Below are 26,592 nucleotides of genomic sequence, written 5' to 3'. Positions count from 1 at the left end.
GCTGTTGATTGTCGGCCGGATCGGCCGACCACACGGTATCCACGGCGAGGTCACTGTCGAGGTCCGGACCGACGAGCCGGAGCTTCGGTTCGCCGCCGGATCGGTGTTGATCACCGATCCGGCGGCGGCGCCGGCCGGCCGCGAGGTGCCGGACCGACCGCCGCCCGGGGCGGTCCAGGTGCGAATCCCGCAGCGGCTGACGGTCGAGTCACTGCGGTGGCATCAGGGCCGCCCGTTGATTCACTTTGCTGGCATTACCGACCGTAACGTCGCTGAGGCCTTCCGTGATGTGCTGCTCTGTGTGGAGAGCAGCGAGGTCGCCGATCCCGAGGACCCCGACGAGTACCGGGATCAGCAGCTGGTCGGGCTGACTGCGGTCTCGCCAGCCGGTGAGGTTCTCGGCGAGGTGACCCGGGTCGAGCACGCTCCCGCCTCGGACTTGCTGGTGCTGCGTCGGCCGGGCGGTCAGAGTGTGCTGGTGCCGTTCGTCCGCGCGATCGTCCCTGAGGTCGATCTGCCGGGTGGCCGGGTGGTGGTCGACGCACCAGCCGGCTTGTTCGACCTGTGAGCACCCCGGCGGGGCCGGAATCGGTTGGCCGGCCCGATGATCCTGTCGGCCGGCCTGGTGACGCTCCTGGCCGGCCTGGTGACGCTCCTGGCCGGCCTGGTGACGCTCCTGGCCGGCCTGGTGACGCTCCTGGCCGGCCTGGTGGCTGCACCGACTCCGTCGGACTGCACGTCGACGTCGTCACGATCTTTCCGGACTACCTGACGCCACTGGAGCTGTCGCTGGTCGGGCGGGCCCGTCGGGCGGGTCTGCTGGACCTCGCGGTGCACGACCTACGGTCCTGGACGCAGGACGTCCACCGTACGGTGGACGACACCCCGTACGGCGGTGGTGCCGGGATGGTGATGCGCCCGGAGCCGTGGGGTGCCGCGCTCGACGAGTTGACCGCGCCGGGGCGGCCGCCGGCCCGGCTGGTGGTGCCGACCCCGGTCGGTGAGCGCTTCGACCAGGCGATGGCGCAGCGCCTCGCGGTCGAGCCCAGGCTGATCTTCGCCTGCGGTCGGTACGAGGGGATCGATCAGCGGGTGATCGAGCACGCGACGAGCCGGATGCCGGTGACCGAGGTGTCGCTCGGTGACTTCGTGCTCTTTGGAGGTGAGGTCGCCGTCCTGGTCATCCTGGAGGCGGTGACCCGGTTGATCCCCGGGGTTCTCGGCAATGCCGGCTCGCTGGACGAGGAGTCGTACGCGGACGGACTGTTGGAGGCGCCGGTGTACACCAAGCCGCCGCAGTGGCGCGGGCACGAGGTGCCGGAGGTCCTGCGCTCGGGTGACCATGGGCGGATTGCCCGTTGGCGTCGTGATCAGGGGCTGCGGCGTACGGTGACCCGCCGACCGGATCTGATCGCGAAGTTGGCTCCCGAAAAATTCGACAAAAAAGACATTGCGGTGCTGCAGGCGGCCGGATTTCAAGTCTCGGCCGCTGATATGGCAGAGTAGTGAGGTTGCCGCAGTCGGGCGCGCGTGCCCGACTGCGAGGATCCAACCGGTGGGTCGGCGTTGACGCCTACCCGCCGGGGATCAGAATCATCCATCCGCGCACCGGGACTCGGTGCGCCTTGAGTAGCCCAAGGATGCAGCGATGAACACGCTGGACGCTCTAGACGCCCAGTCGCAGCGGACCGACCTCCCGGACTTCCGCGCCGGCGACACGCTCAAGGTGCACGCCCGAGTTATCGAAGGCAACCGTTCCCGGGTTCAGATCTTCCAGGGCGTGGTGATCCGCCGGCAGGGTGCCGGCCTGCGGGAGACTTTCACCGTCCGCAAGGTCAGTTTCGGCGTCGGGGTCGAGCGGACCTACCCGGTCAACAGCCCGGCCATCGACCGGATCGAGATGGTGACCCGTGGTGATGTGCGACGCGCCAAGCTCTACTACCTGCGGGACCTCCGCGGCAAGGCCGCCAAGATCAAGGAGAAGCGGGAAAAGCAGGTCAGTTGAGCCTGTTCGTCCCGGATCCCGATTCGAGGACTGCCGCTGCGGGCCTGCGCGAACTACCCTTGCGGTAGTGACCGATGAGGAGCGCTACACCTGCGGCGGCGGGAGCCGACTCTGCTACCGCCTGTGGCGCCTGACAAGAGGCGCCGTGGGCGGTAGCGCCGTGTCTCGGGACCGGGGAGATGCGTAGCGTGTATCCGAAGGAAGATCAGGACCCCTTTCAGCGGCGCGCCGAGCCCGTCGGCGGAGCGCAGCGCAGCCGCCGGGAGAGTCGACCAGCGGCGCGGCCCCGGCCGCGCCGGGCCAGCCGCTCCAGCATGCAGATGGTGCAGCGCAGACGCCGGCAGATGCCGCTGTGGCAGGAACTCCCGCTGCTGCTCGTCGTGGCGTTCTGCCTGGCCGTGCTGATCCGGTCGTTTCTGCTGCAGGCCTTCTTCATTCCCTCCGGGTCGATGGAGGAGACGCTGCTGGTCGGCGACCGGGTGCTGGTCAACAAGGTCGTCTACGACGTGCGGGATCCGATCCGGGGCGAGGTGATCGTCTTCCGGGGGACCGACGACTGGGCTCCGGAGAACATCGAAGATCCCAACCTGGGGTTCGCCGCCAAACTCAGCCGGACGGTCGGCGAGCTGGTCGGATTCGGCCGACCCGGCGAGAAGGACTTCATCAAGCGGGTCATCGGCGTGCCGGGCGACCGGATCGCCTGCTGCGACGAACAGGGCCGGCTGACTGTGAACGGCCAGGCGCTGGACGAGTCCTCCTACTTGTACGTGGATTCCCCGCTGGACGTCCCACCGAACCCGAACGAATGCCGGTCCCGTCGCTTCGGCGAGATCGTCGTCGAGCCAGGACGCCTGTTCGTGATGGGGGACCATCGGCTGGTGTCGCAGGACGCCCGGTGCCAGGGATCGGTGCCGATCGAGAACGTGATCGGCCGGGCATTCGTGATCGTCTGGCCGCAGGACAGATGGGACGGTCTGCCCGTGCCGGGCACCTTCGACGGCCTGCCGCCATCCAGCGCGACACCGGCTGCGGTCGATCGTCCGGACACTGTGCCGGACACCTCCGGTGACCTCGTGGTGGTGCTTCCGGTGTTGATTCCGTTGCTGTTCGCTTCGCGCTCCGTGCGGTCGTTGCCAGCCGAACGTCGTAGGCTCCGCTTGTGATCGACGAGCAGACCGACAAGAAGCCCAACTCCTTCTGGCGCGAACTACCGATCCTGTTGGGTGTGGCGGTCCTGGTCGCCGTCCTGGTGCGGGCTTTCGTCCTGCAGACCTTCTACATCCCGTCGCCGTCGATGGAGCACACCCTGGACATCGACGACCGGGTGCTGGTCAACAAGGTCGTGTACCACTTCCGGTCACCTGATCGTGGCGAGATCATCGTGTTCAAGGCACCGGCCGAGTGGAGCAGCAACCCCAACGGCGAGGACTTCATCAAGCGGGTCATCGGGGTCGGGGGAGACCGGGTCCAGTGCTGTGACCCGGAGGAACGCCTGATCATCAATGGGCAGCCGCTCGACGAGCCGTACATCTTCTCCGAGGGTGGCATCCAGGATCCGGCGGCGGTCGGCCCGTTCGACATCACGGTGCCGTCAGGGCGGCTGTGGGTGATGGGCGATCACCGCTCGGCCTCGGGTGACTCGCTGGAGCACTGGGACCGGACCGGTGAGATCGACATCGCGACGATCTCCGAGGACTGGGTGGTAGGTCGGGCCTTCACCGTCTTCTGGCCGATCGACCGGGCGACCTGGCTCACCGTCCCGGAACCGTTCGACAGCGTCCCAGCGTCGTGACCGGGGCCGGACGCGACCTCGACACAGGCCCTAGTCTGGTCGAGTGACGCACCCGCAGGAGACGGTCGATCTGGCAGAGTCGGCCAACCGGCCGGCGCGTGCTCGGCGGGCCGCCCGGGTTCTGTTGATCGACTCGGCCGATCGGGTGCTACTGCTGCACGGCCACGACCCAGGGCGCCCCGATCACCGGTACTGGTTCACCCCGGGCGGAGGACTCCGACCGGGCGAGGAGTTCGCCGCCGGCGCGGCCCGGGAACTCGCTGAGGAGACCGGGCTTCGAGTGTCGGCGGCGGAACTGGGCCAGTCGGTGTGGCAGGAGATCGTGGAGTTCCCGTTCGCCGGCCACCGGTACCGGCAGGAACAGCAGTTCTTCCTGCTACGAGTGGTCGACTGGCAGGTCGACACCAGCGGGTTCGACGAGATCGAACGCCGTACCATCGACGCCCACCGTTGGTGGACGCGGGGGGAGCTTGCCGTGACACCGCAGCGAATCTATCCGCCGGACCTGCCGGTCCTGTTGCGGCGCGTGTCGGGGCGGGCGGAGCCGTGCTGACCCCGCCGCGGACCGTGATCCGCCGTGACGCCGGCCTGTACGCGCTCGAGCAGGCTCTGCAGCGGCGCGGGTTCGCCCGAGTGGCCGGGGCGGACGAGGCCGGCCGGGGCGCCTGCGCCGGGCCGCTGGTGGCGGCCGCTGTCGTACTGGCGCCCGGCCGCCGTGGGGAGATCGCCGGATTGGCCGACTCGAAGCTGCTCACCCCGTCGGCCCGGGAACGGGTCTTCGTCGCGGTGCACGCCCAAGCTGTGGCGTACCGGGTGGTGGTGGTCGGCCCGGAGGAGATCGACCGGCGGGGCCTGCACGTGTGCAACCTCGCCGCGATGCGGCGGGCGTTGGCCGGGCTGGAGGTGTCACCGGACTACGTGCTCACCGATGGCTTCGGGGTCGACGGGCTGGGCGTGCCCGGCCTGGCGGTATGGAAGGGTGACCGGGTGGCCGCGTGCGTGGCCGCCGCCAGCGTGTTGGCCAAGGTGACCCGGGACCGGTTGATGGTCGAACTGGACGGCAGGTTTCCCGGGTACGGGTTCGCCGAGCACAAGGGCTATGCCACGGCGGAGCATCAGGCCGCATTGGACCGGCTGGGTCCCTGTGTCGACCACCGGTTCTCGTATGCCAACGTGGCGGCGGTCTCTGGCGCCTCGCGACTGCCACCGCGCGCCCGTCGGCCGGCCGACCCTGGCACCGGCGGACCGGGTGGCGAATCGGTCGGCTTCGACGACATTGGCATCCGTGAGCCGATGGGGCGTCCGGTCCCGGCACGCGGTACCGTCGGCGTGGCGTTGGACGAGCAGCTTCGCCAACAGGCGCTACTGGGGGAAGATGTGGTCATGGAAGGCGGACGGCGATGAGCGCCGAGGATCTCGAAAAGTACGAGACAGAGATGGAGCTGCAGCTCTACCGGGAGTACCGCGACATCGTCCGCCAGTTTTCGTACGTCGTCGAGACCGAGCGTCGCTTCTATCTGGCGAATCAGGTCGACCTGCACGTACGCAATTCTGACGGCGAGGTGTACTTCGAGGTGGAGATGCACGACGCCTGGGTGTGGGACATGTACCGTCCTGCCCGTTTCGTGAAGAATGTCCGAGTGATGACGTTCAAAGACGTCAATGTCGAAGAGTTGGACAAGCCGGAGATATCACTACCGGCAGATTCTGGATTCAGCGGCTGACCCCCGCCGCGCCGGCGACGGAGTCGAACCGCCGGCAGCGGTGCACCGGCCGCCTGTCCACGTGCCTATACCAGATCGCCGGCGCAGGTGACGCACTCTCCACAGCCCGGCCGTCCGTCCACAGCCCGCCGCCGGGCACGTGACGACTGGCAACTCTCGCTGCGACCCTGCCTGGATGCGCACACTCCTGCCGGCGATCCTGGCCGTCGTTCTCACCGCCGGCCTGCCCGCCTCGGCGGCACCAGTCCCTGGCGTTCCCCCGGCCGACCAACCGCCGGCCACCGGTACGACCGCCGTCGCCGGTTGGTCGGCCGCTGAGCGCCAGTTCGTCGCGCCGCTGCCCGGCCCACTGCGGATCGGCCGGCGCTTCGACCCGCCACCGGTGCCCTGGTCGACCGGCCACCGTGGTGTCGACCTGGTCGCCGGTCCCGCCACGACAGTGGTCGTGGCGGCCGGAACCGGCACGGTCCATCACTCCGGACGGATAGCCGGCCGTGGGGTGGTGAGCGTCAGCCACCCTGGTGGGCTGCGCACCACCTACGAGCCGGTCGACGGCGCTCCGCCGGTCGGCGCCACCGTCCGGTCGGGCGACCCGATCGGTCTCCTCACCGCCGGTCACCCGGGCTGTCCCGCCGCCACCTGCCTGCACTGGGGTCTACGGCAACTGGATGGCACCTACCTGGATCCGATGCTGCTGCTCGGTCACGGACGCAGCCGGCTACTGCCCACCGGCGCGTCCGGCTGATTTGGGCAACGTCGCAGGCAGGAGGTCGGCGAGGCGGTCGTACTCCGTCGTCCGGTTGTAGACCTGGGCGCAGATCCGCAGCCAGGACCCACCGGACCACCAGCTCACCGAAACCTCCGCGGCCAACTCGTCGGCGATCCGCTGGCGCAGTCGTGTCGCCTGCCCCATGTCGCCGGCCGATCCGTCGGGCAATGGGATGAGGCGCATCGCTAGGTCGGCCGACTCGGGCAGGCCGGGGTCCGGGACCGGCAGTCGGTCAGCCGGCACCCCCAAGGCTTCGGCGATGACCCGCTGCCCGTAGCCGACCAGCGCCGCGTTGTGCGCCCGCACCCGATCCAGCCCGAGAGCGCGCAGCGCGTACAGCCCGGCTGGCGCGGCCAACCAGGCGGTGTAGTCACGGGTGCCCTGCCACTCCAGCCGCTGCGGAAAGCCCGACGCCTGCTCCCAGGAGACGCCGAGTGGCTCAAGCCGGTCCCGCCACTGCGCTGCGACCGCCAGCAGCGCGGTGCCACGCGGCGCGAAGGCCCACTTGTGCAGATTGCCCACCCAGAAGTCGGCACCGATCCGGTCCACGTCGACCGACAGCATTCCCGGCACATGAGCCGCGTCGACCAGTACCGGCACGCCGGCCGCCCGCCCGGCCGCCGCGATCTGCGCGACCGGAAACAGTTGCGCGGTCGACGAGGCGATCTGGTCGACGATCAACAGGCGGGTCCGCCCGGGCCGCAACGCCGACCGGATCGTCTCGACCACCGTCGACGACGACGCCGCCAGCGGCACGTCGACCACCCGCGGCACCGCCCCGGCCCGGGCGCACTCGTGCTGGACGGCGAGGGCTACGGCCCCGTACCCGTGATCGGTCAGCAGCACCTCGTCTCCGGCCGCCAGCCGGAGGGTCCGCAACACGATCGCGGTGCCGACGGTGACGTTGTCGACCAGGGCCACGCCCTCCGGATCGGCCCCGACGAACCCCGCCAGGTGACGACGGGTGTGGGCGAGCCGTTCCAGCAGGCCCTGGGTGAAGAACCGGTGCGGGTTGGTCTCCATCTCGTCGCGGAGCCGCTGCTGGGTGCGTTGCACGGTGAGCGGTACCGCGCCGAACGCGCCATGGTTGAGGTGGGACATCGCGGGATCCAGGGAGAACAACATCCGCGCGCCAGGTAGGGGATCGGGTGGGACCAGACCGGCGTTCATCCGTGGATCCTAGGCGGCCGCCGCGGTCGCCGGAGCCGTCACGCCCGTGGGTGGGCCTGCTGGTACGCCGCCCGCAGCCGCTGCATCGAGACGTGCGTGTAGAGCTGGGTGCTGGACAGCGAAGCGTGCCCGAGCAACTCCTGCACCGCGCGGAGGTCCGCGCCGCCCTCCAGCAGATGTGTCGCGGCGCTGTGACGCAGCCCGTGCGGGGTGATCCGGGGGACGTCGGCGTCGCGGGCCGCCGCAACCACGATGCGACGAACCACAGCGGCCTGCAACCGGCCACCCTTGGCCCCGAGCAGCAGCGCGTCCGCCGAGTGGGGGAGCGCCACCGCTGGTCGACCACGCCGCAGCCAGGCGTTCAACGCCGCCGCCGCCGGCTCGCCGTACGGCACGGTGCGCTCCCGGGCACCCTTGCCGAGCACCCGTACCACCTGGCGGCCGTGGTCGACGTCGCCGACGTCGAGGCCGCAGAGCTCGCCGACCCGGACGCCGGTGGCGTACAGCAGCTCCAGGACCAACCGGTCGCGCAGCCGCAACCGCTCCCCGGGATCGTCGGTCCCCGGCCAAGCCACCAACTGGGCGGCCTGATCGGCCCGCAACACGACCGGCAACTCCCGGTGCGGTTTCGGGCTGGCCAGGGCGGCACCCGGATCGGCGTCGATCAGGCCACCACGATGCGCCCAGGCGCTGAAGGCACGGGCGGCGGCGGCCCGCCGAGCGAGCGTGGTCCGCGCCGCGCCGAGCGTCCGCTGCCGGGCGAGCCAGCTGCGCAGCACCGTGATGTCCAGCCCCGCCGGTGTCCGTACTCCCATTCGACAGGCGTGGTCGAGCAGCGAGACGACATCCCCGAGGTAGGCCCGGACCGTGTTGGCGGAGCGATTGTCGACCAGCGCGACTTCAGTGGCGAAGGCGTCCGCGGCCTCCCGCATCTCCGGTGGCAGCCCAGCATGCCGATCAGCGGTGCTCCGGCTGCCCCCCCTGCTCACGGTTCGACCATCGGCTCGCCGCCCGGCGCGGTCAAGCCGCCACGCCGATCGGCGTCGACAGCGGTGCGCGGCGGCAACCGGAACCGCCCGTCCGCGCCGACCAGCAACCCTTGCGTCTGCAGCATGGAAACTGTGCGCATCGCGGTACGGATGTCGACGCCAGCCCGGCCGGCGAGCTCGTCCAGCCCGATCCCGCCCCGGCCTGGCACCGCCTCCAGAATGCGCATGGCCGGTGGATCGAGCCCGTCGCGCGGCCGCTGCGGGCCGCGCGGTGGCGGTGCCAGGTCGACACCGATTCGGCCGATCTCCTCCTGCACGTGGGCGACGCCGGCGACGAGACGGGCCTGCGGATGGTCGCGCAGGATCTCGTGACAGCCGACCGACGTCGCCGAGGTGATCGGGCCGGGCACCACCATCGTCGCCCGGCCGAGCGCCAGCGCGCGCCGGACGGTCTGGGCCGCTCCGCTACGGGCACCGGCTTCCACGACCACCGTGCCCGCCGTCGCGGCGGCGATCAGCCGGTTGCGGGTCAGAAACCGGTGGCGCAGTGGCTCGGCACCGGGCAGCCACTCGCTGATGAGTAGTCCGGTCTCGGCGATCTGGTCGAACAATGCGGCGTTGCCGGTCGGATAGGGACGGTCGACCCCGCCTGCCAGCACCGCCACGGTCCGCCCGCCGGCCACCAGCGCGCCACGGTGGGCGCAGGTGTCGATGCCGTACGCGCCTCCGGAGACGATCGTCCAGCCCCGTTCGGCGAGACCGTGGCCGAACTCCCCGCCGACGTGCCGTCCGTACTCGGTCGGCGCCCGGGTGCCGACGACGGCGACCGAGCTGGCCAGCGTCTCGCCGAGCGGCCACGGCCCACGTACCCACAACAGGAGCGGCGGTGCGCTGTCGCGGTGACTCGCCGGCACCCCGTCCGGGTGGTGGCCGCGGCGGGTCAGCCGGGTCAGGTCCTCGACCTGGTGCGGCCAGTGCGGGTCCTCGGGCGTGACCAGGCGGGCACCGGCCCGGGTGGCCCGGTCCACGGCGCCGGCCGCCACCTCCAACGGATCCGCGGTGGCCAACCGCGCCACCACCGCGTTGCGGGTCGAATCGTCCCCCCAGGGCCCGTCGCACACCTGCGCCAGCGCCGCCACCGGGCCGACCGCTGCCACGAGCCGGTGGACGCTCTCGTTGCCGGGCTCGGCGAGCCAGCTCAGGGCCACCCGGGCGAGTTGGAGCCGGGTAGGTCCAGCAGCGGTGTGCGTCATCAGAGATCCCCCGTACGCAGTTGGATCGCCTCTTCGATGTCGTCGCCGTCGGGCCGGTCGCGCCCGTCGAGGTCGGCGATCGACCAGGCCAGCCGAATGATCCGGTCGAAGCCACGGGCGGAGATCGCCCCGATGTCCAACCGATGCCGCAGCGCCGCGGTGTGCGCCGTCGGCAGCCGCCACGGTGGTCGCCGCAGCGCCGGCCCGGGCACGACTGCGTTGGTCCGCCACCCGCTCGTGGCCCACCGCTGTCCGGCGGCGCTACGGGCGGCGGTCACCCGGGCCGCGACCGCCGCGGACGTTTCGGCCGGCGCGCTGCCGGCCATCAGCTCGGCGGCCCGCAACGGGGGAAGACTCACATGCAGATCGATGCGGTCCAGCAGCGGACCGGACAACCGGCTGCGGTAGCGACGCCGGACCGCCGACGGACAGTCGCAGAACTGATCACCGGCGGGTCTCGCGCATGGACAGGGATTGGCGGCCAGCACCAACTGGCATCGGGCCGGGTACTCGGTGACGCCGAGCGCCCGGGTGATGAGCACCCGGCCCTTCTCCAGCGGCTGCCGAAGTGAATCCAGGACGCGGGCGTTGAACTCGGCGGCCTCATCGAGGAAGAGCACACCGTGGTGGGCCAGCGACACCGCGCCGGGTCGGGCCAGGCCGGTGCCGCCGCCGACCAGCGATGCCACCGTCGCCGAATGGTGCGGCGCCTGGAACGGAGGCCGGCGTAGCAGCGGGCTACCCGGTCGCAGGACCCCGGCGATGGAATGCAACGCCGAGACCTCCAGCGCCGCCGCGTCGTCCAGCGGCGGCAGCAGGCCGGGCAATCGCTCGGCCAGCATGGTCTTGCCGGCTCCGGGCGGCCCGAGCAGGGCCACGTGGTGGCCTCCGGCGGCGGCGATCTCGAGTGCGCGTTTGCCGAATGCCTGGCCGGCCACGTCAGCGAGGTCGGGTCCGCAGGGCGGGGCGGTCGGTGCCTCGGCCGGCGGGTCGATCAGCGGTGCTTCTCCCCGGATGAACGAGATCAGCCGGTGTAGCGTGTCGACGGCCCGGACCCGTACCCCTGGCACGACGGCGGCCTCAGCGGCGTTGGCCGTGGGTACGACGACCCGGGTCACCCCGGCCCGGGCGGCGGCTGCCACCATCGGAAGCATCCCCCGGACCGGCCGTACGGTGCCGTCCAGGCCGAGCTCACCCAGCAGGGCGACGCCGTCGACCGGGGCCAGCGGCAACTCGCCGGTGCCGCCGAGCAATGCGGTGGCGATGGCCAGATCGAATCCGGAGCCGACCTTGGGCAGCGTCGCCGGCAGCAGGTTCAGGGTGATTCGTCGGTTGGGCCACTGCTGCCCGGAGTTCACGATGGCCGCCCGGACCCGGTCGCGGGCCTCGTGCAGGGTGGCGTCCGGCAGCCCGGAGACGATCACCGCCGGCAGCCCGGCGGCGAGGTCGGCCTCGACCTCCACCAGGTGTCCGGTGACCCCGACCAGACCTACGCACAGCACTTTCGCGTAGCTCATCGTGTGGCACCCGGTCGGCAGGCATCAACGGTGGCGGGTGGGCGGACACCGGCTGGGCGTGGGCGGGGCCGCTGATCGTGGCGTTGCCTGTGACTGGTCATACCTCGACGATCGCCACTTCGACCCGGGTGTGGGGGGCAGCCGGCGTGAGGCTGTGGACGAGCGGTGTGGCTGTGGACGACGCCCGATCCGTCGACGATGTGTGCTACCGGCCGTTGCGGGACCGCGGGTGAGTGACCGGCGGTGCCGACCGCGGTCACCTCGGCCAGCCCGACCTGCCGGATCAGAACGCCGCCGGCAGATGCCGCACCCGCGCCGCGCCGGCGCCGTCGGCCAGCACCGAGACGAGGTCGAAGCGCACCTCACGACGACGCTGGTCGGGGTGCTCGGCGAGCCAACCTGCGGCGAGTCGACGAATCCGACGTGCCTTGGCCGGGGTCACCGCCTCTTCCGGCGAACCGTATCGATGGCTGCGTCTGGTCTTCACCTCGCAGAACACGATGGTGTCGCCCTGCCGGGCGATGATGTCGATCTCCCCGGCCGCGCAGCGCCAGTTGCGGCTGATCACGACGAGCCCGGCGTCGGTCAGATGCCGTACGGCGCAACGCTCGCCATACGCCCCGACGGCCTGTCTGCTGTTGCCCATGCCGAACCGTCCCATCTTGGCGGCGGTTCCCGTCGACCCCTGGGGCACCCTGTGGACAACCGGACGGTCCCGCGACGGGTCGCCCGAGAAATAGGAAATATGCCCTCGATGCATGCCAGACCGTCTGGGTACGGACCGGGGTCGGTGGCGGCGGTGGTACGGGTGGCATACGGTGCCTGACCGTGGACCCGAACCGAAACCACTCGGACGACCCCGATCCGCGGTGGTACTCCGAGCGCACCTATGTCGACAAGCCGTGGCAGTCAAGTTCGGCTGAGCGCTACCCGCGTACCGATCCGCACGACGGTGCCGCCGAACCGGCGACCGACCGTTTCGGTGACGACCCGCTGGGCCTGAGCAGCCGGTACGCCGAGTCCGGCCGTCGAGCCGCCGTCGAGCCGACGTCGACTCCGCCGTTCGCCGCACCGGGTTCGTCGTCGCGGCCCCCGTTCGCGCCGCCGGGTTCGTCGTCGCGGCCCCCGTTCGCGCCGCCGGGCTCGGTGTCGGCTCCACCGTCGCACGGCTCGGAGTCGGTGAGCGGACCGCCATCGGCCGACCTGGAGCAGCGGATGCCGTCCGTGGAGCGGCCCCCGGAGTGGGGTGTGAGCGCGGAATCGGCGCGTACCGCCGATCCGGGCAGGTCGGCCGACCGGCGGAGTTCGATCGACGTGCCGACCGGGCCGATGCCGCCGGTGACGCCGGCGGCCCCGCGACCGGCGGGCGATGGGCCACCGGCCGGGGAGTACGGCCGCAGATCTCCCTCGGTCGGTCCGATCGGTGACGGCGTGTACCGCAGCAGCCGGCCGGCGCTGACGATTCTCTACGCCGCACTGGTGATGATCTTCGAGGTGCCGGCGTTGCGGTTGCTGCTCGACGGCGCGCTGGCTGACCCGGTTCAGGTCGGTGCGGTCGTCGGCGGTACGGCGTTGATGATCGGTCTGCCCCTGTTGGCCCTTGGCATGCTCGGCCTGTCCACCGGGGCGACGAAGGTCGGTGACCCGGTCGAGGCCTGGCTGCGACCGCCGACGGCGTACCTGCTGGTCGGGTTGGTGCTGTTCGTCGCCGCTGGCCTCGCCGCCGGCTGAGCTCGGGCCGGGCTGCCTGGCGCGGGTCGGCCATACCCGGCCCGGCCTGCGCTACCTGGCTGATGATGGTCGTTGCTCGGGCTGCCGGGGTCTCGGCCGGGTTCAGGGCGTACACTTGGCAACTGGCGACCGCTCTGCGCGGCCGACCTCGCGCGCCCTTCTCTCCGGCAGTTGCCGTGGGGGCGACGGTCCCCTGGTCCCGATCCATTCGGGCCCACCATGACCGCCGACCGGGCGCTAGGACGCCCGGCCATCCCGGCCGGCGTGACAACCAGGGACACCTAGGGAGACAAGCCTCATGGCCGTCGTCACCATGCGTCAGCTGCTGGAAAGTGGTGTTCACTTCGGGCACCAGACCCGGCGCTGGAACCCGAAGATGAAGCGGTTCATCTTCACTGAGCGTAACGGCATCTACATCATCGACCTGCGTCAGACCCTCGACTACATCGAGACGGCGTACGTCTTCATCCGGGACACCGTCGCCAACGGCGGCCACATCCTGTTCGTCGGCACCAAGAAGCAGGCGCAGGAAGCCATCGCGGAGCAGGCGACCCGGGTGGGCCAGCCGTACGTCAACCACCGCTGGCTCGGCGGCATGCTGACCAACTTCCAGACCGTGTACAAGCGGCTGCAGCGGATGAAGGAGCTGGAGGCGCTGGACCTGACCGGTACCGCTCAGGGTTACACCAAGAAGGAGACCCTGCAGCTGTCCCGCGAGAAGGACAAGCTCAGCCGGACTCTCGGTGGTCTGCGGGACATGCAGAAGGTGCCGGCGGCCATCTGGGTCGTCGACACCAAGAAGGAGCACATCGCCGTCGACGAGGCCCGCAAGCTGGGTATCCCGGTGATCGCGGTGCTCGACACCAACTGCGACCCGGACGAGGTCGACTTCCCGATCCCGGGCAATGACGACGCCATCCGGTCGGCCGAACTGCTCACCCGCGTCGTGGCGACGGCTGTCGCCGACGGGCTGATCGCGCGGTCCGGTAAGGCGCGCGGTGCCGAGGCCAAGCCTGAGCCGGGTGCCGTCGCGACCGACGAGCCGCTGCCCGAGTGGGAGCGCGAGCTGCTCGAGGGCCCGGCGAACAAGGAGGCCGAGCCGACCGCAGCCGCAGCCCCCGCCCCTGCCGCCGCCGCAGCCCCCGCCGCGGAATGACGACCACCCAAGCCGTCTGACGAGACTGAAGAGAGAGTCATGTCCAACTTCACCGCCGCGGACGTCAAGAAGCTCCGCGACCTCACCGGCGCCGGCATGATGGACTGCAAGAAGGCGCTGCAGGAGGCCGAGGGCGACGTCGACAAGGCCGTCGAGATCCTGCGGATCAAGGGAGCCAAGGACGTCGGCAAGCGGGCTGGGCGTACGGCGGCGAACGGCCTCGTCGCGCACGCCGGGTCCTCGCTGCTGGAGTTCAACTGCGAGACCGACTTCGTCGCGAAGAACACCGACTTCATCGACTTCGCCCAGCTGCTGGTCGAGCACGGCGATGAGATCAAGGCCACCGACGCGGCGACCCTGCTCGGCTCCACGCTGCGCGATGGCCGTCCGGTCGCCGACGCGGTACAGGAGCAGTCGGCCAAGATCGGCGAGAAGCTGGTACTCAACCGGTTCGCCCGCCTCGACGGCACCATCGCCGTCTACCTGCATCGCAAGGCACAGGACCTGCCGCCGCAGGTGGGTGTCCTGGTGGCGTACGCCGGCAAGAACGACGAGGCCGGCGACGCCGACGCCCGGGGCGTAGCGATGCAGATCGCCGCGATGCGCCCGCGCTTCCTCACCCGTGACGAGGTGCCGGCGGAGACCGTCGAGTCGGAGCGCCGGATCGCCGAGCAGACCGCCCGCGAGGAAGGCAAGCCGGAAGCGGCCATGCCGAAGATCATCGAGGGTCGGGTCAACGCCTTCTTCAAGGACTTCGTGTTGCTGGAGCAGGCATCGGTGGCGGACAACAAGAAGATTGTCAAGCAGGTACTCGCCGAGGCCGGCATCGAGGCCACCGGCTTCGTCCGGTTCGAGGTCGGCCAGGCCTGAGCCACGGCGTCGTCGGCGCGTACCGGCGGTCGTTCGGACCGGCGCCGCGCGGCGCCGGTCCGAACGACGGACAACTCGATCGACAGGAGGCCGTTGGTGTACGTGACAGGCACCACGGCCTCCTCGTTCCGTAGGGTGGGCACCGGTGCGGATGCCAGTGTGCGGGTGGGACGCCCTACGCCGGATCCAGACACGACGGCGCTGAGGGCAGCTAGGGAAGGGCGGGTCGGATGACGCAGCTAATGAGTGGACATCCGCTGGCGGCGGACGACCCCACCGCACCCGCCCCTGGTCGGTCCCGTCGTGTGGTGTTGAAGCTCTCCGGTGAGGTCTTCGGTGGCGGGGCGATCGGCGTCGATCCGGACGTGGTCCAGGACATCGCGCGGCAGATCGCGACCGTCACCCGACTCGGTGTCCAGGTCTCGGTCGTGGTCGGCGGGGGCAACTTCTTCCGCGGTGCCGAGCTGCAGAAGCGTGGAATGGACCGGGCCCGCGCCGACTACATGGGCATGCTCGGCACCGTGATGAACTGCCTGGCGTTGCAGGACTTCCTGGAGAAGGAAGGCGTGGAGACCCGGGTGCAGAGCGCCATCACCATGGCCCAGGTCGCTGAGCCGTACATTCCGTTGCGGGCCATCCGACACCTGGAGAAGGGCCGCGTGGTGATCTTCGGTGCCGGTGCCGGGATGCCGTACTTCTCGACTGACACCGTCTCGGCCCAGCGGGCGCTGGAGATCCATGCCGATGTCGTGCTCATGAGCAAGAACGGGGTGGACGGGGTGTACACCGCCGACCCGCGTACCGACCCCACCGCCAGCAAGCTGGACACGGTCACCTTCGCCGAGGCGCTGCGGCGCGGGCTGCGGGTCGCCGACGCTGCCGCCTTCAGCCTCTGCATGGACAACGATCTGCCGATGCTGGTGTTTGGCGCGCAGGGCGACGACACGATCGTACGTGCGGTCGCCGGTGAGCGGATCGGCACCTTGATCACCACCTGACCGGACCCTCCGTGGGCGCCGACGGCGATCAGGGTGTCAGCAAGACAGGGATCCTCAGAAGGAGGCGACGGAACAGGTGATCGAGGAGACTCTGCTCGAAGCAGAGGAAAAGATGGAACGCGCGGTCGAGCATGCCAAAGAGGAGCTGGGCGCGATCCGGACCGGGCGGGCCAATCCGGCGATGTTCTCCCGGATCATGCTCGACTACTACGGCACCCCGACGCCGATTACCCAGATGGCGTCCATTGCGGTGCCCGAGCCGCGCATGGCCATCATCAAGCCGTACGACATGTCGCAGCTCGCCGCGATGGAGCGGGCGATCCGTGACTCGGACCTCGGGGTGAACCCCAACAACGAAGGCAGCCAGCTGCGGATCCTACTGCCCCAGATGACCGAGGATCGTCGCCGGGAAATGATCAAGGTGGCGCGCGGCAAGGGCGAGGACGCGAAGGTGGCCATCCGTAACGTCCGGCGCAAGGGCAAGGAAGAGCTCGACCGCGTCGTGAAGGACGGCGAGGCGGGCGAGGACGATGGGCGGCGGGCAGAGAAGGAGTTGGACGACGTGACCCACCGGTACGTCTCCAGCGTCGACGACCTGGTCAAACACAAGGAAACCGAGCTGCTCGAGGTCTGATGTCCTACCCCGAGACCGCTGACGGCGATCATCCGGACGCTCGAACCAGGGCGTGGCACCGCGATGCCGCGCCTGAGCCCGTAGCCACGGAGCACCGCAACGGCCATCCGGCGGTGGACCGACCCGACCAGTACGGCAACATGGCCGGCTCGACGCATGGCGGTACCGCGTACGCCGTACCCGGACCTGACCTGTCCGGGTACGGCGGTGGTTCGGCTCCCAGCGGGCCCTACACCGGTACCGGCGAGTTCCCGTATCCCGGCAACGGCAACGGCAACAGCGTCGGTGGCTGGCCGCTGGCCGGCCCCGCGCCGGCCGACCGCGAGGAGTCCGGTCCGGCCGCACCGGACACCCCGGCCGCACCGGACACCCCGGCCGCACCGGACACCCCGACCGAGTCGCTGCCCCGGGTGGAGTCGGATTCGTCGGCGCGTCGGCGGGCCGGCGCACGTCGTCGTCGTGCCGGCCGGCCCGGACCCACCGCCTCGGCGGATCCGGGTCCGGAGCGCGACCGCCCGGCCGACCAGGACCCGGCGGGGCAGGACCCGCCGGAGTCGACGGGGCAGTCCGGCGTCGGATCGCCGGCACCGGGCCGGGCCGGGCGTGACCTTCCCGCCGCGATCGGCGTCGGCGTCGGTCTGGTCGTGGTGATCCTCGCCTCACTGTTCGTCTGGCGACCGGCGTTCCTTGCCGTCCTCGTCGTGGCGGTTGGCCTCGGCACCTGGGAGATGACCCGGGCGGTACGCGGTAGCGGAGCCCGGCCGCCGCTGCCGCCGCTGCTTGCCGGTGGCGTTCTGATGGCGGTGCTCGCGTGGCGGGTGGGTCCGGACGCTCTGGCGTTGGGACTGCTGCTGACGATCCTCGCCATGTTGATCTGGCGGCTGGGTGACGGGCCTGCCGGCTACCAACGGGACGCGGCGACGGCGACGTTGATCGCGGTGTACGTGCCGTTCCTCGGCGGGTTCGCCGCGTTGCTGGCCAACCGTCCGGACGGCGACCTGCAGATCCTGGTGACGCTCGCCGCGGTGATCCTGTCCGACACCGGTGGGTACGCCGCAGGGGTGTTCCTCGGTCGCCATCCGATGGCCCCGACGGTGAGTCCGAAGAAGTCCTGGGAGGGCTTCGCCGGTTCGGTGACCGCCGCTGGCGCGGGCAGCGCGCTGCTGCTCTATTTCCTGCTCGACGTGATGCCCCTGTGGGGTGCCGTGTTCGGCGTCGCGGTGTCGGTCGCCGCTGTCCTCGGCGACCTCGGCGAGTCCATGATCAAGAGGGATCTTCGGGTCAAGGACATGAGCAATCTGCTCCCCGGACACGGTGGGCTGATGGACCGGCTGGACTCGATCCTGTTCGCCCTGCCCGTCTCCTACCTGGTGTTGACCTTGATCGGGTCGACGGGCTGAGGCGCTGATTCCTCGTTCAGTGATCGGGATGTTCCGATCCCGGCCCCGGGGCGAGCCTGTTTCGGTGGGATCGTGGGAGACTGGATCTGCCATGAGAAGTCTGCCTCTGACCCCAACCAGCCCGGCGACCCCGACAACCGGTGGTCGCCCGGCCCTGCCACCCCGACACCTGGCTGATCTGGATCTCTCCCAGCGACAGGAGTTGCTGGCCGGGCTTGGCCAGCCGGACTATCGGGCCAAGCAGGTCTCCACCCACTACTTCAACCGGCTGGTCCGGGACCCGGCGGCGATGACGGACCTTCCGGCGTCGGCCCGGGCCGGGATCGCCGAACGCCTGCTGCCGCCGTTGCTCACCGCGGTACGCGAGAGCGCCTGTGACGAAGGAGCCACCCGAAAGGCGCTGTGGCGGCTGCATGACGGTGCCCTGGTCGAGAGCGTGTTGATGGGCTATCCGGATCGGGTCACCGTCTGCGTCTCCAGCCAGGCCGGCTGTGGGATGGCCTGCCCGTTCTGCGCCACCGGTCAGGCCGGGCTGACCCGCAACCTCTCCACCGCGGAGATCGTCGACCAGGTCGTCTACCTGGCCGCGGTGGCCGCGTCCGGCGGCGTCACCGGGTCACCACCGCGGCTGTCGCATGTCGTGTTCATGGGGATGGGTGAGCCACTGGCCAACTACGGCCGGGTGATCGCCGCCATCCGGCGGCTCTGCGCGCCGGCGCCGGAAGGGCTCGGGCTGTCGCAGCGCCACCTGACGGTCTCGACCGTCGGCCTGGTACCCGCGATGCGCCGACTCGCCGGAGAAGACCTTTCCGTGACTCTTGCGCTGTCGTTGCACGCACCCGATGATGATCTGCGCGACGAACTCGTGCCAGTCAACCAACGGTGGAAGGTCGCTGAAGTCCTGGACGCCGCGTGGCAATACGCGGACCGCACGGGTCGGCGGGTCTCCATCGAATACGCGATGATCCGGGATGTGAATGACCAACCATGGCGAGCCGATCTGCTGGGTCGATTGCTGGCCGGTCGGATGGCCCATGTGAATCTCATTCCGCTCAATCCGACTCCGGGCAGCCGCTGGGACGCCAGTCCCAAGCCGGTCGAGCGGGAGTTCGTCAGTCGGCTGCGCGCGGCCGGTGTCGCGGTCACCGTCCGCGACACTCGCGGTCGGGAGATCGACGGCGCGTGCGGGCAGCTCGCCGCCGCCGAGATGGCGTCATGAGCTACCGGTGTGATCAGCAAGTGAGTCAGGAGACATAGTGGCGAGTCAGGGACAGCGCTTCCGGCGCAAGGCGCTTCGTCGGGGCTACAAGGTCGACGAGGTGGACGCCTTCCTCGACCGTGTCGAGGCCACGCTCGCTGGCGAGCCCGTCGGATCACCGGTTTCGGCACAGGAAGTGCATGATGTCGTATTCAGGGTCCGCTTCAACGGATACGACGAATGGCAGGTCGACCTGCATCTGGACCGGGTGGAACGCCAACTGACCGAGTTGGAGGAGCGCGGGCCGGCCGCCGGTCGCGGCGCCGATGCCAGAACCGCCGCGCCCCCGCCGGACAGGATGAGCCCGCCGATGCGCGACGATCGGCCGCCGCCCACCGCGGTGATGCCGCCACGGGCGCTGCCGGCGCAGGCGGGGCCGGCGCCCGACCCGTACGGCAACTACGCGGAGCAGCCGACCGGCGGGTATGCCCGGTACGAGGACCCGCGCGGCACCGGAGGCTATCCGCAGAGCGCGCCCGGCGGTCAAGCGTCCGTGCCGGTTCCGGCCGCGCCGCACCGCGGTTTCGGCCCTGGTCCAGAAGGCCGGTTTGACGGGTTCGAGCAGGGCCGGCACGGTAAGGCAGATATGACGGCAGAAATCTATCTACCCGATCGTCGGTCCGGCCAGCCCGGTCCGCCACCCGGCGGTCACCCCGGGCCGGGTGGCATGCCGAACCCGGCTGGAATGCCCGGGCCGGGTGGCATGCCGAACCCGGCTGGAATGCCCGGGCCGGGCGGGCCCGGCGGCATGGGCGGACAGCGCCATCCCGGTGCCGGCGGCTACCCGGGGATGGGTGGTCATCCCGGACCTGGTCCGGGGATGGGCGGGCACGGCGCGATGCCAGGTGGACCGCCGGGGCCGGGCGGCGGCGGTGGCGATCTGCATCGGGTCGACCAGATCCGACGTACCTTCCAGGTCCGCCGGTTCGGTAGCGGCTACGACCCGGCGCAGGTGGATCGGTTGTTCGAGGACATCCTGACGGCGATGTCCGGCCGGGGTCCGATGCCGGTGAACACGGCCGACCTCGACACGATGCAGTTCGGCCTGGTCACTGGGGGTTACTTCGAGGCGGAGGTCGACGCGGCGCTCAAGGAAGTGCAGGACATCCTGCATCGGGGTCGCTGACCGCAGTGGCGGCCTGCCGGACCGGCAGCCGGTCTGGCAGGCCGACTCATGGTCGGGCGGCGGCCTTCGACCAGCCCGGCGCAGTCGGTCAGGAACGCAGGCCGTTGCGGCGGAGCACGATGTCACCGACGACGATCGCCAGCAGCCCGACGGCCAACGCGATCAGCCAGATGTTCTCGATACGGCCTTCGTGGTTGCCGATCAGCATCGACAGCATGACCAACGCCGAGACGACGGCACCGATCTGCCCCAGCTTGCGGTGGCCCGGCTTGCGCTGGTCGGGCGAGGTCACCGGCTCGGTTCCGGCCACGGGTCGTCCTCCTTCTCGAGTGGCACCCGCTCAGTCTGAACGGAACCCGACCAGTTTGGCATGACACCGGGGAGACCGATGCCGAGGGACCCCGCAGGCGAGTCCGGGCAACCCGGAGCGCGCCGATCGATCCGGGCGTCGCCAGCCGGGGCGGCAACGGTCTCCGGTAGCGTTTCGGGCGTTCACCATATTCCTGCGACCTAGGGGGTCTGTGCGGTGCGAGTGACGGGTACCGGGCACGCCAGCATGCGGATCGACACGGCCGCGGGCAGCATCCTGTGCGACCCGTGGGTCAATCCGGCCTACTTCGCCTCGTGGTTCCCCTTCCCGGACAACTCCCAGCTCGACTGGGAGACGCTCGGCCAGGTGGATTACCTGTACGTCTCCCACCTGCACCGGGACCACTTCGACGCGGCGCATCTGAAGCGGTTCGTGTCGAAGAAGGCGACCGTGCTGCTCCCGGAGTATCCGACCTCCGAGCTGGAGGACGAGCTGCGCGAGCTGGGCTTCAGCAGTTTCCTGCGGACGAGGACCAACGAGGTCGTCGAGCTCGACGGCGGACTCAACGTGATGATCCAGGCGTTGACCAGCCCCACCGACGGCCCGATCGGCGACTCCTCACTCTGGGTCGAGCACGATGGCGTACGCCTGCTCAACCAGAACGACGCCCGCCCCGCCGATCTGTCGGTCTTCGCCGCGCTCGGCCACGTGCACGCACACATGCTGCAGTTCTCCGGGGCGATCTGGTACCCGATGGTCTACGAACTGCCAGCCACCGCCAAGACCGCGTTCGGCAAGCAGAAGCGGGACCGCCAGTTCGACCGCACCTGGCGTTACATCGACGACCTCAAGGCGTCGCACGTGTTCCCGATCGCCGGCCCGCCCTGCTTCCTCGACGACGAACTGTGGCAGTTCAACGACATCCATGGCGACGAGGGCAACATCTTCCCCGACCAGCAGGTCTTCGTGTCCGAGTACGCCAAGGTCGGCGGGACCAACGCGGTGGTGCTGCTGCCCGGCTCGGCCGCCGAGGTGACCGCGGACGACTGTCGGGCGACCCATCCGCAGCCGGTCGACGAGTTCTTCGCCGCCAAGGAATCCCACCTGGTCGAGATGCGTGAGCGCAAGCGCCCGGTCATCGAAGCGGAGAAGATGTCCTGGCGGCACCCGGAGATCGACGTACTCGGCGAGATGAAGCGTCGCATCGAGCCGCTGCTGGAGGAGTCGGTCTACCTGGCCAAGGGGGTCGGCGGCCCGGTCCGGTTCGACCTGGTCGACTACGACGGCGAGTCGGTCGAGTCGATCGTGGTCGACTTCCCCGGCAAACAGGTCCGCCCGTACGCCGACGAGAAGGTCCGCTACCGGTTCCGTACCGACCGGGCGCTGGTGGAGCATCTGCTGCACATCGGCGAGGTGGACTGGGTCAACTCGCTGTTCCTGTCCTGCCGCTTCACCGCCGCGCGGATCGGCCAGTACAACGAGTTCGTGTACGCGTTCTTCAAGTGCCTGTCCACCGAACGGATGCAGTACGCCGAGGGGTGGTACGCCGAGCAGCGTCCGGACGCCGAGGACATCAAGATCGGTGACTGGATCGTGCAGCGGCGCTGCCCGCATCTGAAGGCCGACCTGACCCGGTTCGGCATCGTCGACGGCGACCAGCTGACCTGTCAGCTGCACGGCTGGCGGTTCGACCTGAACAGCGGCCGCTGCCTGACCAGCGTCGGGCACGAGATCCGCGCGCGGCGCGCCGGCACCCCGGCACCGGGCGAGTCCACCGTCGCCGAGCCGGCGGCACAGGCCTGAGCGCCGGTCGCCGGCGCAGTCCGGAGCACGGCCCCGATCCGACGCCCGGATCACCGACCCAGATCTGCGAGGATCCGTCGGGCCGCGTTGTGCCCGGCGGCGCCGATCACGCTGCCCGCCGGGTGGCAGCCGGCGCTGCCGGCGTACAGCCCGTTCAGCCCGGTGGCGTACGGCATCCGGTCGGTGAACGACACCGTGTTGTCGACGTGGTGGATGTGCCCACCGGTGATGCCGAAGTGCGCCTCGATGCCGGGCGGGGCGAGCGGCACCGCCTCGGCGACCAGTGGACTGGTGCCGGGGGCGTACCGGTCGCAGATCGCGAGTAGCCGGTCGACGTACCCGGGCAGCTCGGCCGCCCAGGACGAACCGGCCGGTGCCCACGGCACCGACTGCACGAACAACGCCGACGAGTGATGCCCGGCGGCGTCGCGCAGCGACGGGTCGACGGTGGTGTGCAGGTACCACTCGATGGTGGGCTCGGCGGGCAACCGGCCGGCCTGTACGTCGGCCCACATTCCCCGCAGCGCCGCCATCGGTGACTCGCCACCGCCACCGCCGGGCAGCAGCGACGTCGAGCCGGGCAGCAGGTGGATGGTGGCACCGAACGGGCTGGGTGCGGCCTGGGGCAGGCAGCTGAACCGGGGCAGCCCAGTCAGCGCCAGGTTGACCTTCAGGGTGCTGCCGGGGCGGCGGGCGGCGGCGATCCGGTCGGTCAGCTCCGTGGGCAGGGCACCGTGCGGGACCAGCGCCAGCAACCGGTACGGGTCACCGGCGCCGAGCACCACGCTCGCGGTCACCTCGCGGTCGCCAGCGACGACGACCCCGGTGACGGCGCCGCCGGTCGCGGCGGTCCCGGTGACCGTGACGGCGGTGACCGGTGCGCCGGTGACGATCCGGGCCCCGGCGGCGCGGGCGGCGTCGGCGAAGGTCCGCGACACGGTGCCCATCCCGCCGGCGGCGATCATCCAGGTGCCGTCCGAGCCGGGCAGCCGACCCATGTTGTGGGCGAGGAAGTTGTGGCCGGTGCCCGGGTCGTCCGGCCCGGCGGCCAGCCCGCTCAGTCCGTCGGTGACGGCGTACATGGCGACCAGCAGCTCGGAGCGGAACTCGAACCGGGCCAGGTAGGCGGCGACCGAGCCGCGGACCAGGTCGACGAAGACCTGCCGTAGCGCCGGCCGGATGTAGCGCTGCGCGGTCTGCTCCACCGGCAGCGGCTCGGTCAGCCAGGCCGGTGCCAGGTCGTCGCGTAGCGCTGCCAGCTCGGCCTGCATGGCGTCGTCGGCGGCCACGTCGGCGGGGGAGAAGGTTGCCGCCATCTGCGCCCGGGTGGCGGCCCGGTCGGCACCGAACAGCAGGTACGGCGACCCGGGCCCGCCCGGGGTGGGCAGGAAGTAGTGCGGGTCGCGGCGCAGCACCGGGATGTCGACGTCGAGGGTGGTCAGCAGTTCCGGCGGCATCAACCCGAGCAGGTACGACCCGGTGGAGTGGCGCAGTCCCGGCACCGTGGGAAACGGCCGCTCGGTGCGGGTGGCGCCGCCGATCACGTCGGCTGCTTCCAGCATCAGTACGTCCAGCCCGGCGCGGGCCAGCAGGATCGCCGAGACCAGCCCGTTGTGCCCGGCGCCGACGATGATCACGTCCGCGCGGGTCGGCAGCGCGTCGAGGTCCAGCGCGTCAGGCTTCGGCGCGTGCGAGTACGGCGCGTCGAGGCCGGCCGCCGGAGGTTGTGACGTACCCATGCGTCGACCCTAGTCGCCGCACGGCGTCCCACCGGGCCTGCGATAGTCGAGCCGTGTTCGTATGGTGGGGACGGACCGTGGTCCGGCTGCGGTGGGTGGTGCTGGCCGCGGCGGCGTTGCTGCTGGCGGTCGGCGCGACCTGGGGTCTCGGCCTGTTCGGTGCGGTGTCCGGCGGCGGATTCGCCGATCCGGACGCCGAGTCGACGCAGGCACAGGAGCGGATCGACGCCGAACTGGGCAGCCAGGCGGTCGACGTACTGGTGCTGTTCCGCAGCGACTCCGCCACCGTCGACGACCCGGCGTTCCGGGAAGCGGTCACCGGCACCCTGGCCGGGCTGTCCGCACATCCCGAGGTGACCAGCGTCACCAGCTTCTACGACACCCAGTCCCCGGCGTTGGTCGCCACCGACCGGCAGGCCACCTATGCCCTGGTCCAGCTCGCCGGCACCGACGAGGACGCCAAGACCGCCGGCTACGACCAGATCCGTCCACTGCTGGCCACCCCCGGGCTGACCACGCAGGCCGGCGGCCCGGTGCCGTTCCTCGACCAGGCCAACGAGCAGACCGTCCGGGACATCACCCGGGCCGAGTTGATCGCCATGCCGATCCTGCTGGTGCTGCTGGTGCTCATCTTCGGCGGGCTGGTGGCGGCGTCGATGCCACTGCTGGTCGGCATCCTCGCCATTCTCGGCGCGTTCGTCGCGGTCCGGGCGCTGACCCTGGTCACCGAGGTGTCGGTGTTCGCCATCAACGTGATCACCCTGATCGGGCTGGGTATGGCGATCGACTACGCGCTGTTCGTGGTCAGCCGGTTCCGGGAGGAGCTGGCCGCCGGGCATCCGAGCGAAGAGGCGTTGGTACGGACGGTGGCCACCGCCGGGCGTACCGTCGCGGTTTCCGGTCTGATCATCGGCACCTCGCTGGTCAGCTTGCTGATCTTCCCGCAGCCGTTCCTGACCGGCATCGGATTCGGCGGGATGGCAGCTGTGCTGGTCGCCATGCTCGCGTCGGTGACCGCGCTGCCGGCCCTGCTGGCGGTGCTCGGCCCCCGGATCAACGCGCTCGCCGTACCGCTGCCGTGGCGCCGTCGTCGGGCCGACCCGGCGGCGACGACGGCGGCGACCGCCGGGGTCTGGGCACGGATCGCCCGCAGCGTGATGCGTCGCCCGGTGCGCTACGCCACCGTCGTCGTGGTCGGTCTGCTGCTGCTGGCCACCCCGTTCCTGCGGGTGGAGTTCGGTGGGTTCGACGAGCGGGTGCTACCGGCCGGCGCCGAGTCGCGGGTGGTCGCCGAGGCGATCGCCGAGGAGTTTCCCGACGGTGCCAGCGTCGGGCCGGTCGAGGTGCTGCTCTCCGGCGCCGGGCCCGAGGTGGCGCAGGCCTTCGCCGACGAGATCGCCACGCTGCCGGGCGCGACCGGCGTGCAGCTCGCCGCGGTACGCGGCACCTCGGCGCTGATCCGGGTCAGCTACGTCGGCGAGCCGACCGGCGACGAGGCCGAGGCGCTGGTCCGGAGCGTTCGGGACCTGCCGCCGCCGGCCGGTGCCGAGCTCCTCGTCGGCGGCCGGACCGCCGCCGACCTCGACATGCTCGACAGCCTCGGCACCTACCTGCCGTGGATGGCGCTGTTGATGGCGACCGCCACGATGGTGCTGCTGTTCCTGGCGTTCGGCTCGGTGGTGCTGCCGATCAAGGCGGTGCTGATGAACCTGGTGTCGATCGGCGCCTCGTTCGGGGTGGTCGTCTGGGTGTTCCAGGACGGGCACTTCGCTGATCTGCTGGGCTTTACTCCGACCGGGTTCATCGACCCGACGAACCCGATCCTGATGCTGGCGGTGCTGTTCGGACTGGCCACCGACTACGAGGTGTTCCTGCTGTCGCGAGTGCGCGAGGAGTGGGACCGCACCGGCGACAACACCGCGTCGGTGGCCGCCGGGCTGCAGCACACCGGGCGGATCATCACCGCCGCCGCGCTGCTGCTGATCGTGGTGGTCGCCGGCTTCGCCACCGGCGGTATCTCGTTCGTCAAGTTGATCGGGGTCGGCATGATCGTGGCGATCGTGGTCGACGCCACCCTGGTCCGGTTGCTGCTGGTGCCGGCGACCATGCGGCTGCTGGGTCGGTGGAACTGGTGGGCACCGGGTCCGTCGGGCCGGCTGTACCGCCGGTTCGGTCTGCACGAGGCGCCGCCGCAGCCCGCGCCGGCGGGCCCCCCGGCTGGTTCCCCGGCTGGTTCCCCGGCTGGTTCCCCGGCTGGTTCCCCGGCTGGTTCCCCGGCTGGTCGGGCCGGCGGCGCTGGCGCCACCGGCTGAACACCAGCGTCGCCGAGTAGCCGGCCAGCACGATCA

The 26,592-nt window shown here is 70.6% G+C and carries 26 protein-coding genes; 19 read left to right on the top strand and 7 right to left on the bottom strand.

The window, feature by feature from the left end:
* Nucleotide 1 precedes the first annotated feature (1 nt).
* The 9 genes from rimM (at nucleotide 2) to ACFHVL_RS00875 (ending at nucleotide 6,266) form a co-directional block, all read left to right on the top strand.
* Entirely contained in the window at nucleotides 2-568 is a 567-nt protein-coding gene (gene rimM, locus ACFHVL_RS00915) for a ribosome maturation factor RimM (RefSeq protein WP_416624717.1), read from the top strand.
* Nucleotides 569-732: 164 nt separating this feature from the next.
* Nucleotides 733-1,506 (top strand): tRNA (guanosine(37)-N1)-methyltransferase TrmD, encoded by a 774-nt coding sequence (gene trmD, locus ACFHVL_RS00910; protein WP_416624716.1) that lies wholly within the window; start codon nucleotides 733-735, stop codon nucleotides 1,504-1,506.
* Nucleotides 1,507-1,648: 142 nt separating this feature from the next.
* Nucleotides 1,649-2,005: a 50S ribosomal protein L19 gene (gene rplS / locus ACFHVL_RS00905; protein WP_326554923.1), complete on the top strand. Its 357-nt coding sequence runs from the start codon at nucleotides 1,649-1,651 to the stop codon at nucleotides 2,003-2,005.
* 314 nt (nucleotides 2,006-2,319) lie between these two features.
* Nucleotides 2,320-3,168, top strand: a complete 849-nt coding sequence (lepB, locus tag ACFHVL_RS00900) for a signal peptidase I (protein ID WP_416624714.1) — start codon at nucleotides 2,320-2,322, stop codon at nucleotides 3,166-3,168.
* Nucleotides 3,165-3,797 carry a signal peptidase I gene (lepB, locus tag ACFHVL_RS00895; RefSeq protein ID WP_416624651.1) on the top strand — a complete coding sequence of 211 codons (633 nt, stop codon included), beginning with the start codon at nucleotides 3,165-3,167 and terminating at the stop codon, nucleotides 3,795-3,797. Before lepB (ACFHVL_RS00900) ends, lepB (ACFHVL_RS00895) begins: the two co-directional genes overlap by 4 nt.
* 43 nt (nucleotides 3,798-3,840) lie before the next feature.
* Complete coding sequence (locus tag ACFHVL_RS00890; RefSeq protein ID WP_416624649.1) at nucleotides 3,841-4,350, top strand: NUDIX hydrolase; 510 nt, start codon at nucleotides 3,841-3,843, stop codon at nucleotides 4,348-4,350.
* Nucleotides 4,344-5,201: a ribonuclease HII gene (locus ACFHVL_RS00885; protein WP_416624647.1), complete on the top strand. Its 858-nt coding sequence runs from the start codon at nucleotides 4,344-4,346 to the stop codon at nucleotides 5,199-5,201. The genes ACFHVL_RS00890 and ACFHVL_RS00885 overlap by 7 nt, the downstream gene beginning before the upstream one ends.
* Complete coding sequence (locus ACFHVL_RS00880) at nucleotides 5,198-5,521, top strand: DUF2469 domain-containing protein (protein WP_123604412.1); 324 nt, start codon at nucleotides 5,198-5,200, stop codon at nucleotides 5,519-5,521. The genes ACFHVL_RS00885 and ACFHVL_RS00880 overlap by 4 nt, the downstream gene beginning before the upstream one ends.
* 175 nt (nucleotides 5,522-5,696) lie before the next feature.
* On the top strand, nucleotides 5,697-6,266 hold the full coding sequence (locus ACFHVL_RS00875; RefSeq protein WP_416624645.1) for a M23 family metallopeptidase: 570 nt from the start codon (nucleotides 5,697-5,699) through the stop codon (nucleotides 6,264-6,266).
* Here ACFHVL_RS00875 and ACFHVL_RS00870 read toward each other — a convergent pair.
* The 5 genes from ACFHVL_RS00870 to ACFHVL_RS00850 all read right to left on the bottom strand — a co-directional run bounded on the left by ACFHVL_RS00870 (nucleotide 6,240) and on the right by ACFHVL_RS00850 (nucleotide 11,865).
* The gene (locus ACFHVL_RS00870; RefSeq protein ID WP_416624643.1) at nucleotides 6,240-7,460 is read right to left on the bottom strand and encodes an aminotransferase class V-fold PLP-dependent enzyme; all 1,221 of its coding nucleotides are present in this window, start codon (nucleotides 7,458-7,460) and stop codon (nucleotides 6,240-6,242) included. The genes ACFHVL_RS00875 and ACFHVL_RS00870 overlap by 27 nt on opposite strands.
* A gap of 38 nt (nucleotides 7,461-7,498) precedes the next feature.
* Nucleotides 7,499-8,449 (bottom strand): tyrosine-type recombinase/integrase, encoded by a 951-nt coding sequence (locus ACFHVL_RS00865; RefSeq protein ID WP_416624642.1) that lies wholly within the window; start codon nucleotides 8,447-8,449, stop codon nucleotides 7,499-7,501.
* The gene (dprA, locus tag ACFHVL_RS00860) at nucleotides 8,446-9,702 is read right to left on the bottom strand and encodes a DNA-processing protein DprA (protein WP_416624641.1); all 1,257 of its coding nucleotides are present in this window, start codon (nucleotides 9,700-9,702) and stop codon (nucleotides 8,446-8,448) included. The genes ACFHVL_RS00865 and dprA overlap by 4 nt, the downstream gene beginning before the upstream one ends.
* Entirely contained in the window at nucleotides 9,702-11,219 is a 1,518-nt protein-coding gene (locus ACFHVL_RS00855) for a YifB family Mg chelatase-like AAA ATPase (RefSeq protein ID WP_416624639.1), read from the bottom strand. The genes dprA and ACFHVL_RS00855 overlap by 1 nt, the downstream gene beginning before the upstream one ends.
* A gap of 283 nt (nucleotides 11,220-11,502) precedes the next feature.
* Nucleotides 11,503-11,865 (bottom strand): YraN family protein, encoded by a 363-nt coding sequence (locus tag ACFHVL_RS00850; protein ID WP_416624637.1) that lies wholly within the window; start codon nucleotides 11,863-11,865, stop codon nucleotides 11,503-11,505.
* 182 nt (nucleotides 11,866-12,047) lie between these two features.
* On the opposite strand from ACFHVL_RS00850, the gene ACFHVL_RS00845 reads away from it, so the two are divergent.
* From ACFHVL_RS00845 to ACFHVL_RS00810, 8 genes are all read left to right on the top strand, one after another.
* Nucleotides 12,048-12,950: a hypothetical protein gene (locus tag ACFHVL_RS00845; RefSeq protein ID WP_416624635.1), complete on the top strand. Its 903-nt coding sequence runs from the start codon at nucleotides 12,048-12,050 to the stop codon at nucleotides 12,948-12,950.
* Nucleotides 12,951-13,248: 298 nt separating this feature from the next.
* Nucleotides 13,249-14,106, top strand: a complete 858-nt coding sequence (gene rpsB, locus ACFHVL_RS00840; protein ID WP_416624634.1) for a 30S ribosomal protein S2 — start codon at nucleotides 13,249-13,251, stop codon at nucleotides 14,104-14,106.
* 39 nt (nucleotides 14,107-14,145) lie between these two features.
* Nucleotides 14,146-14,976, top strand: coding sequence for a translation elongation factor Ts (gene tsf / locus ACFHVL_RS00835; RefSeq protein ID WP_416624632.1), 831 nt, complete (start codon nucleotides 14,146-14,148; stop codon nucleotides 14,974-14,976).
* Between the two features lie 242 nt (nucleotides 14,977-15,218).
* Nucleotides 15,219-15,974 carry a UMP kinase gene (gene pyrH / locus ACFHVL_RS00830; protein WP_416624712.1) on the top strand — a complete coding sequence of 252 codons (756 nt, stop codon included), beginning with the start codon at nucleotides 15,219-15,221 and terminating at the stop codon, nucleotides 15,972-15,974.
* Between the two features lie 76 nt (nucleotides 15,975-16,050).
* Nucleotides 16,051-16,608 carry a ribosome recycling factor gene (gene frr / locus ACFHVL_RS00825; RefSeq protein WP_416624631.1) on the top strand — a complete coding sequence of 186 codons (558 nt, stop codon included), beginning with the start codon at nucleotides 16,051-16,053 and terminating at the stop codon, nucleotides 16,606-16,608.
* 113 nt (nucleotides 16,609-16,721) lie between these two features.
* Nucleotides 16,722-18,008, top strand: a complete 1,287-nt coding sequence (locus ACFHVL_RS00820) for a phosphatidate cytidylyltransferase (RefSeq protein ID WP_416624630.1) — start codon at nucleotides 16,722-16,724, stop codon at nucleotides 18,006-18,008.
* Nucleotides 18,009-18,099: 91 nt separating this feature from the next.
* Entirely contained in the window at nucleotides 18,100-19,227 is a 1,128-nt protein-coding gene (rlmN, locus tag ACFHVL_RS00815; protein WP_416624628.1) for a 23S rRNA (adenine(2503)-C(2))-methyltransferase RlmN, read from the top strand.
* Nucleotides 19,228-19,264: 37 nt separating this feature from the next.
* Entirely contained in the window at nucleotides 19,265-20,392 is a 1,128-nt protein-coding gene (locus ACFHVL_RS00810; RefSeq protein WP_416624626.1) for a DivIVA domain-containing protein, read from the top strand.
* A gap of 88 nt (nucleotides 20,393-20,480) precedes the next feature.
* On the opposite strand, the gene ACFHVL_RS00805 is transcribed toward ACFHVL_RS00810, so the two are convergent.
* On the bottom strand, nucleotides 20,481-20,702 hold the full coding sequence (locus ACFHVL_RS00805; protein ID WP_326554906.1) for a DUF2631 domain-containing protein: 222 nt from the start codon (nucleotides 20,700-20,702) through the stop codon (nucleotides 20,481-20,483).
* Between the two features lie 216 nt (nucleotides 20,703-20,918).
* Between ACFHVL_RS00805 and ACFHVL_RS00800 the strand changes: the two genes are divergently transcribed.
* On the top strand, nucleotides 20,919-22,505 hold the full coding sequence (locus tag ACFHVL_RS00800) for a Rieske 2Fe-2S domain-containing protein (RefSeq protein ID WP_416624624.1): 1,587 nt from the start codon (nucleotides 20,919-20,921) through the stop codon (nucleotides 22,503-22,505).
* A gap of 50 nt (nucleotides 22,506-22,555) precedes the next feature.
* Here the strand turns inward: ACFHVL_RS00800 and ACFHVL_RS00795 are convergent, their stop codons facing one another.
* On the bottom strand, nucleotides 22,556-24,244 hold the full coding sequence (locus ACFHVL_RS00795) for a phytoene desaturase family protein (RefSeq protein ID WP_416624622.1): 1,689 nt from the start codon (nucleotides 24,242-24,244) through the stop codon (nucleotides 22,556-22,558).
* A 53-nt stretch (nucleotides 24,245-24,297) separates the two neighbouring features.
* Here ACFHVL_RS00795 and ACFHVL_RS00790 point away from each other — a divergent pair, with 53 nt between their 5' ends.
* Nucleotides 24,298-26,556 carry an MMPL family transporter gene (locus ACFHVL_RS00790; RefSeq protein WP_416624620.1) on the top strand — a complete coding sequence of 753 codons (2,259 nt, stop codon included), beginning with the start codon at nucleotides 24,298-24,300 and terminating at the stop codon, nucleotides 26,554-26,556.
* Nucleotides 26,557-26,592: the final 36 nt, after the last annotated feature.

Source organism: Micromonospora sp. LOL_023, from assembly GCF_048060115.1.
Lineage (GTDB): Bacteria > Actinomycetota > Actinomycetes > Mycobacteriales > Micromonosporaceae > Micromonospora_E.
The sequence above is the reverse complement of the archived record's forward strand: the minus strand, read 5'-3'. Positions and strand labels throughout refer to the sequence as shown.

Excerpts from the sequence above, each read along its gene's own strand:
- rplS (WP_326554923.1), top strand. The coding sequence starts at position 1,649 with ATGAACACGCTGGACGCTCTAGACGCCCAGTCGCAGCGGACCGACCTC.
- lepB (WP_416624714.1), top strand. The coding sequence starts at position 2,320 with ATGCAGATGGTGCAGCGCAGACGCCGGCAGATGCCGCTGTGGCAGGAA.
- ACFHVL_RS00880 (WP_123604412.1), top strand. The coding sequence starts at position 5,198 with ATGAGCGCCGAGGATCTCGAAAAGTACGAGACAGAGATGGAGCTGCAG.
- ACFHVL_RS00875 (WP_416624645.1), top strand. The coding sequence starts at position 5,697 with ATGCGCACACTCCTGCCGGCGATCCTGGCCGTCGTTCTCACCGCCGGC.
- ACFHVL_RS00870 (WP_416624643.1), bottom strand. The coding sequence starts at position 7,460 with ATGAACGCCGGTCTGGTCCCACCCGATCCCCTACCTGGCGCGCGGATG.
- dprA (WP_416624641.1), bottom strand. The coding sequence starts at position 9,702 with ATGACGCACACCGCTGCTGGACCTACCCGGCTCCAACTCGCCCGGGTG.
- ACFHVL_RS00855 (WP_416624639.1), bottom strand. The coding sequence starts at position 11,219 with ATGAGCTACGCGAAAGTGCTGTGCGTAGGTCTGGTCGGGGTCACCGGA.
- ACFHVL_RS00850 (WP_416624637.1), bottom strand. The coding sequence starts at position 11,865 with ATGGGCAACAGCAGACAGGCCGTCGGGGCGTATGGCGAGCGTTGCGCC.
- rpsB (WP_416624634.1), top strand. The coding sequence starts at position 13,249 with ATGGCCGTCGTCACCATGCGTCAGCTGCTGGAAAGTGGTGTTCACTTC.
- tsf (WP_416624632.1), top strand. The coding sequence starts at position 14,146 with ATGTCCAACTTCACCGCCGCGGACGTCAAGAAGCTCCGCGACCTCACC.
- pyrH (WP_416624712.1), top strand. The coding sequence starts at position 15,219 with ATGAGTGGACATCCGCTGGCGGCGGACGACCCCACCGCACCCGCCCCT.
- rlmN (WP_416624628.1), top strand. The coding sequence starts at position 18,100 with ATGAGAAGTCTGCCTCTGACCCCAACCAGCCCGGCGACCCCGACAACC.
- ACFHVL_RS00795 (WP_416624622.1), bottom strand. The coding sequence starts at position 24,244 with ATGGGTACGTCACAACCTCCGGCGGCCGGCCTCGACGCGCCGTACTCG.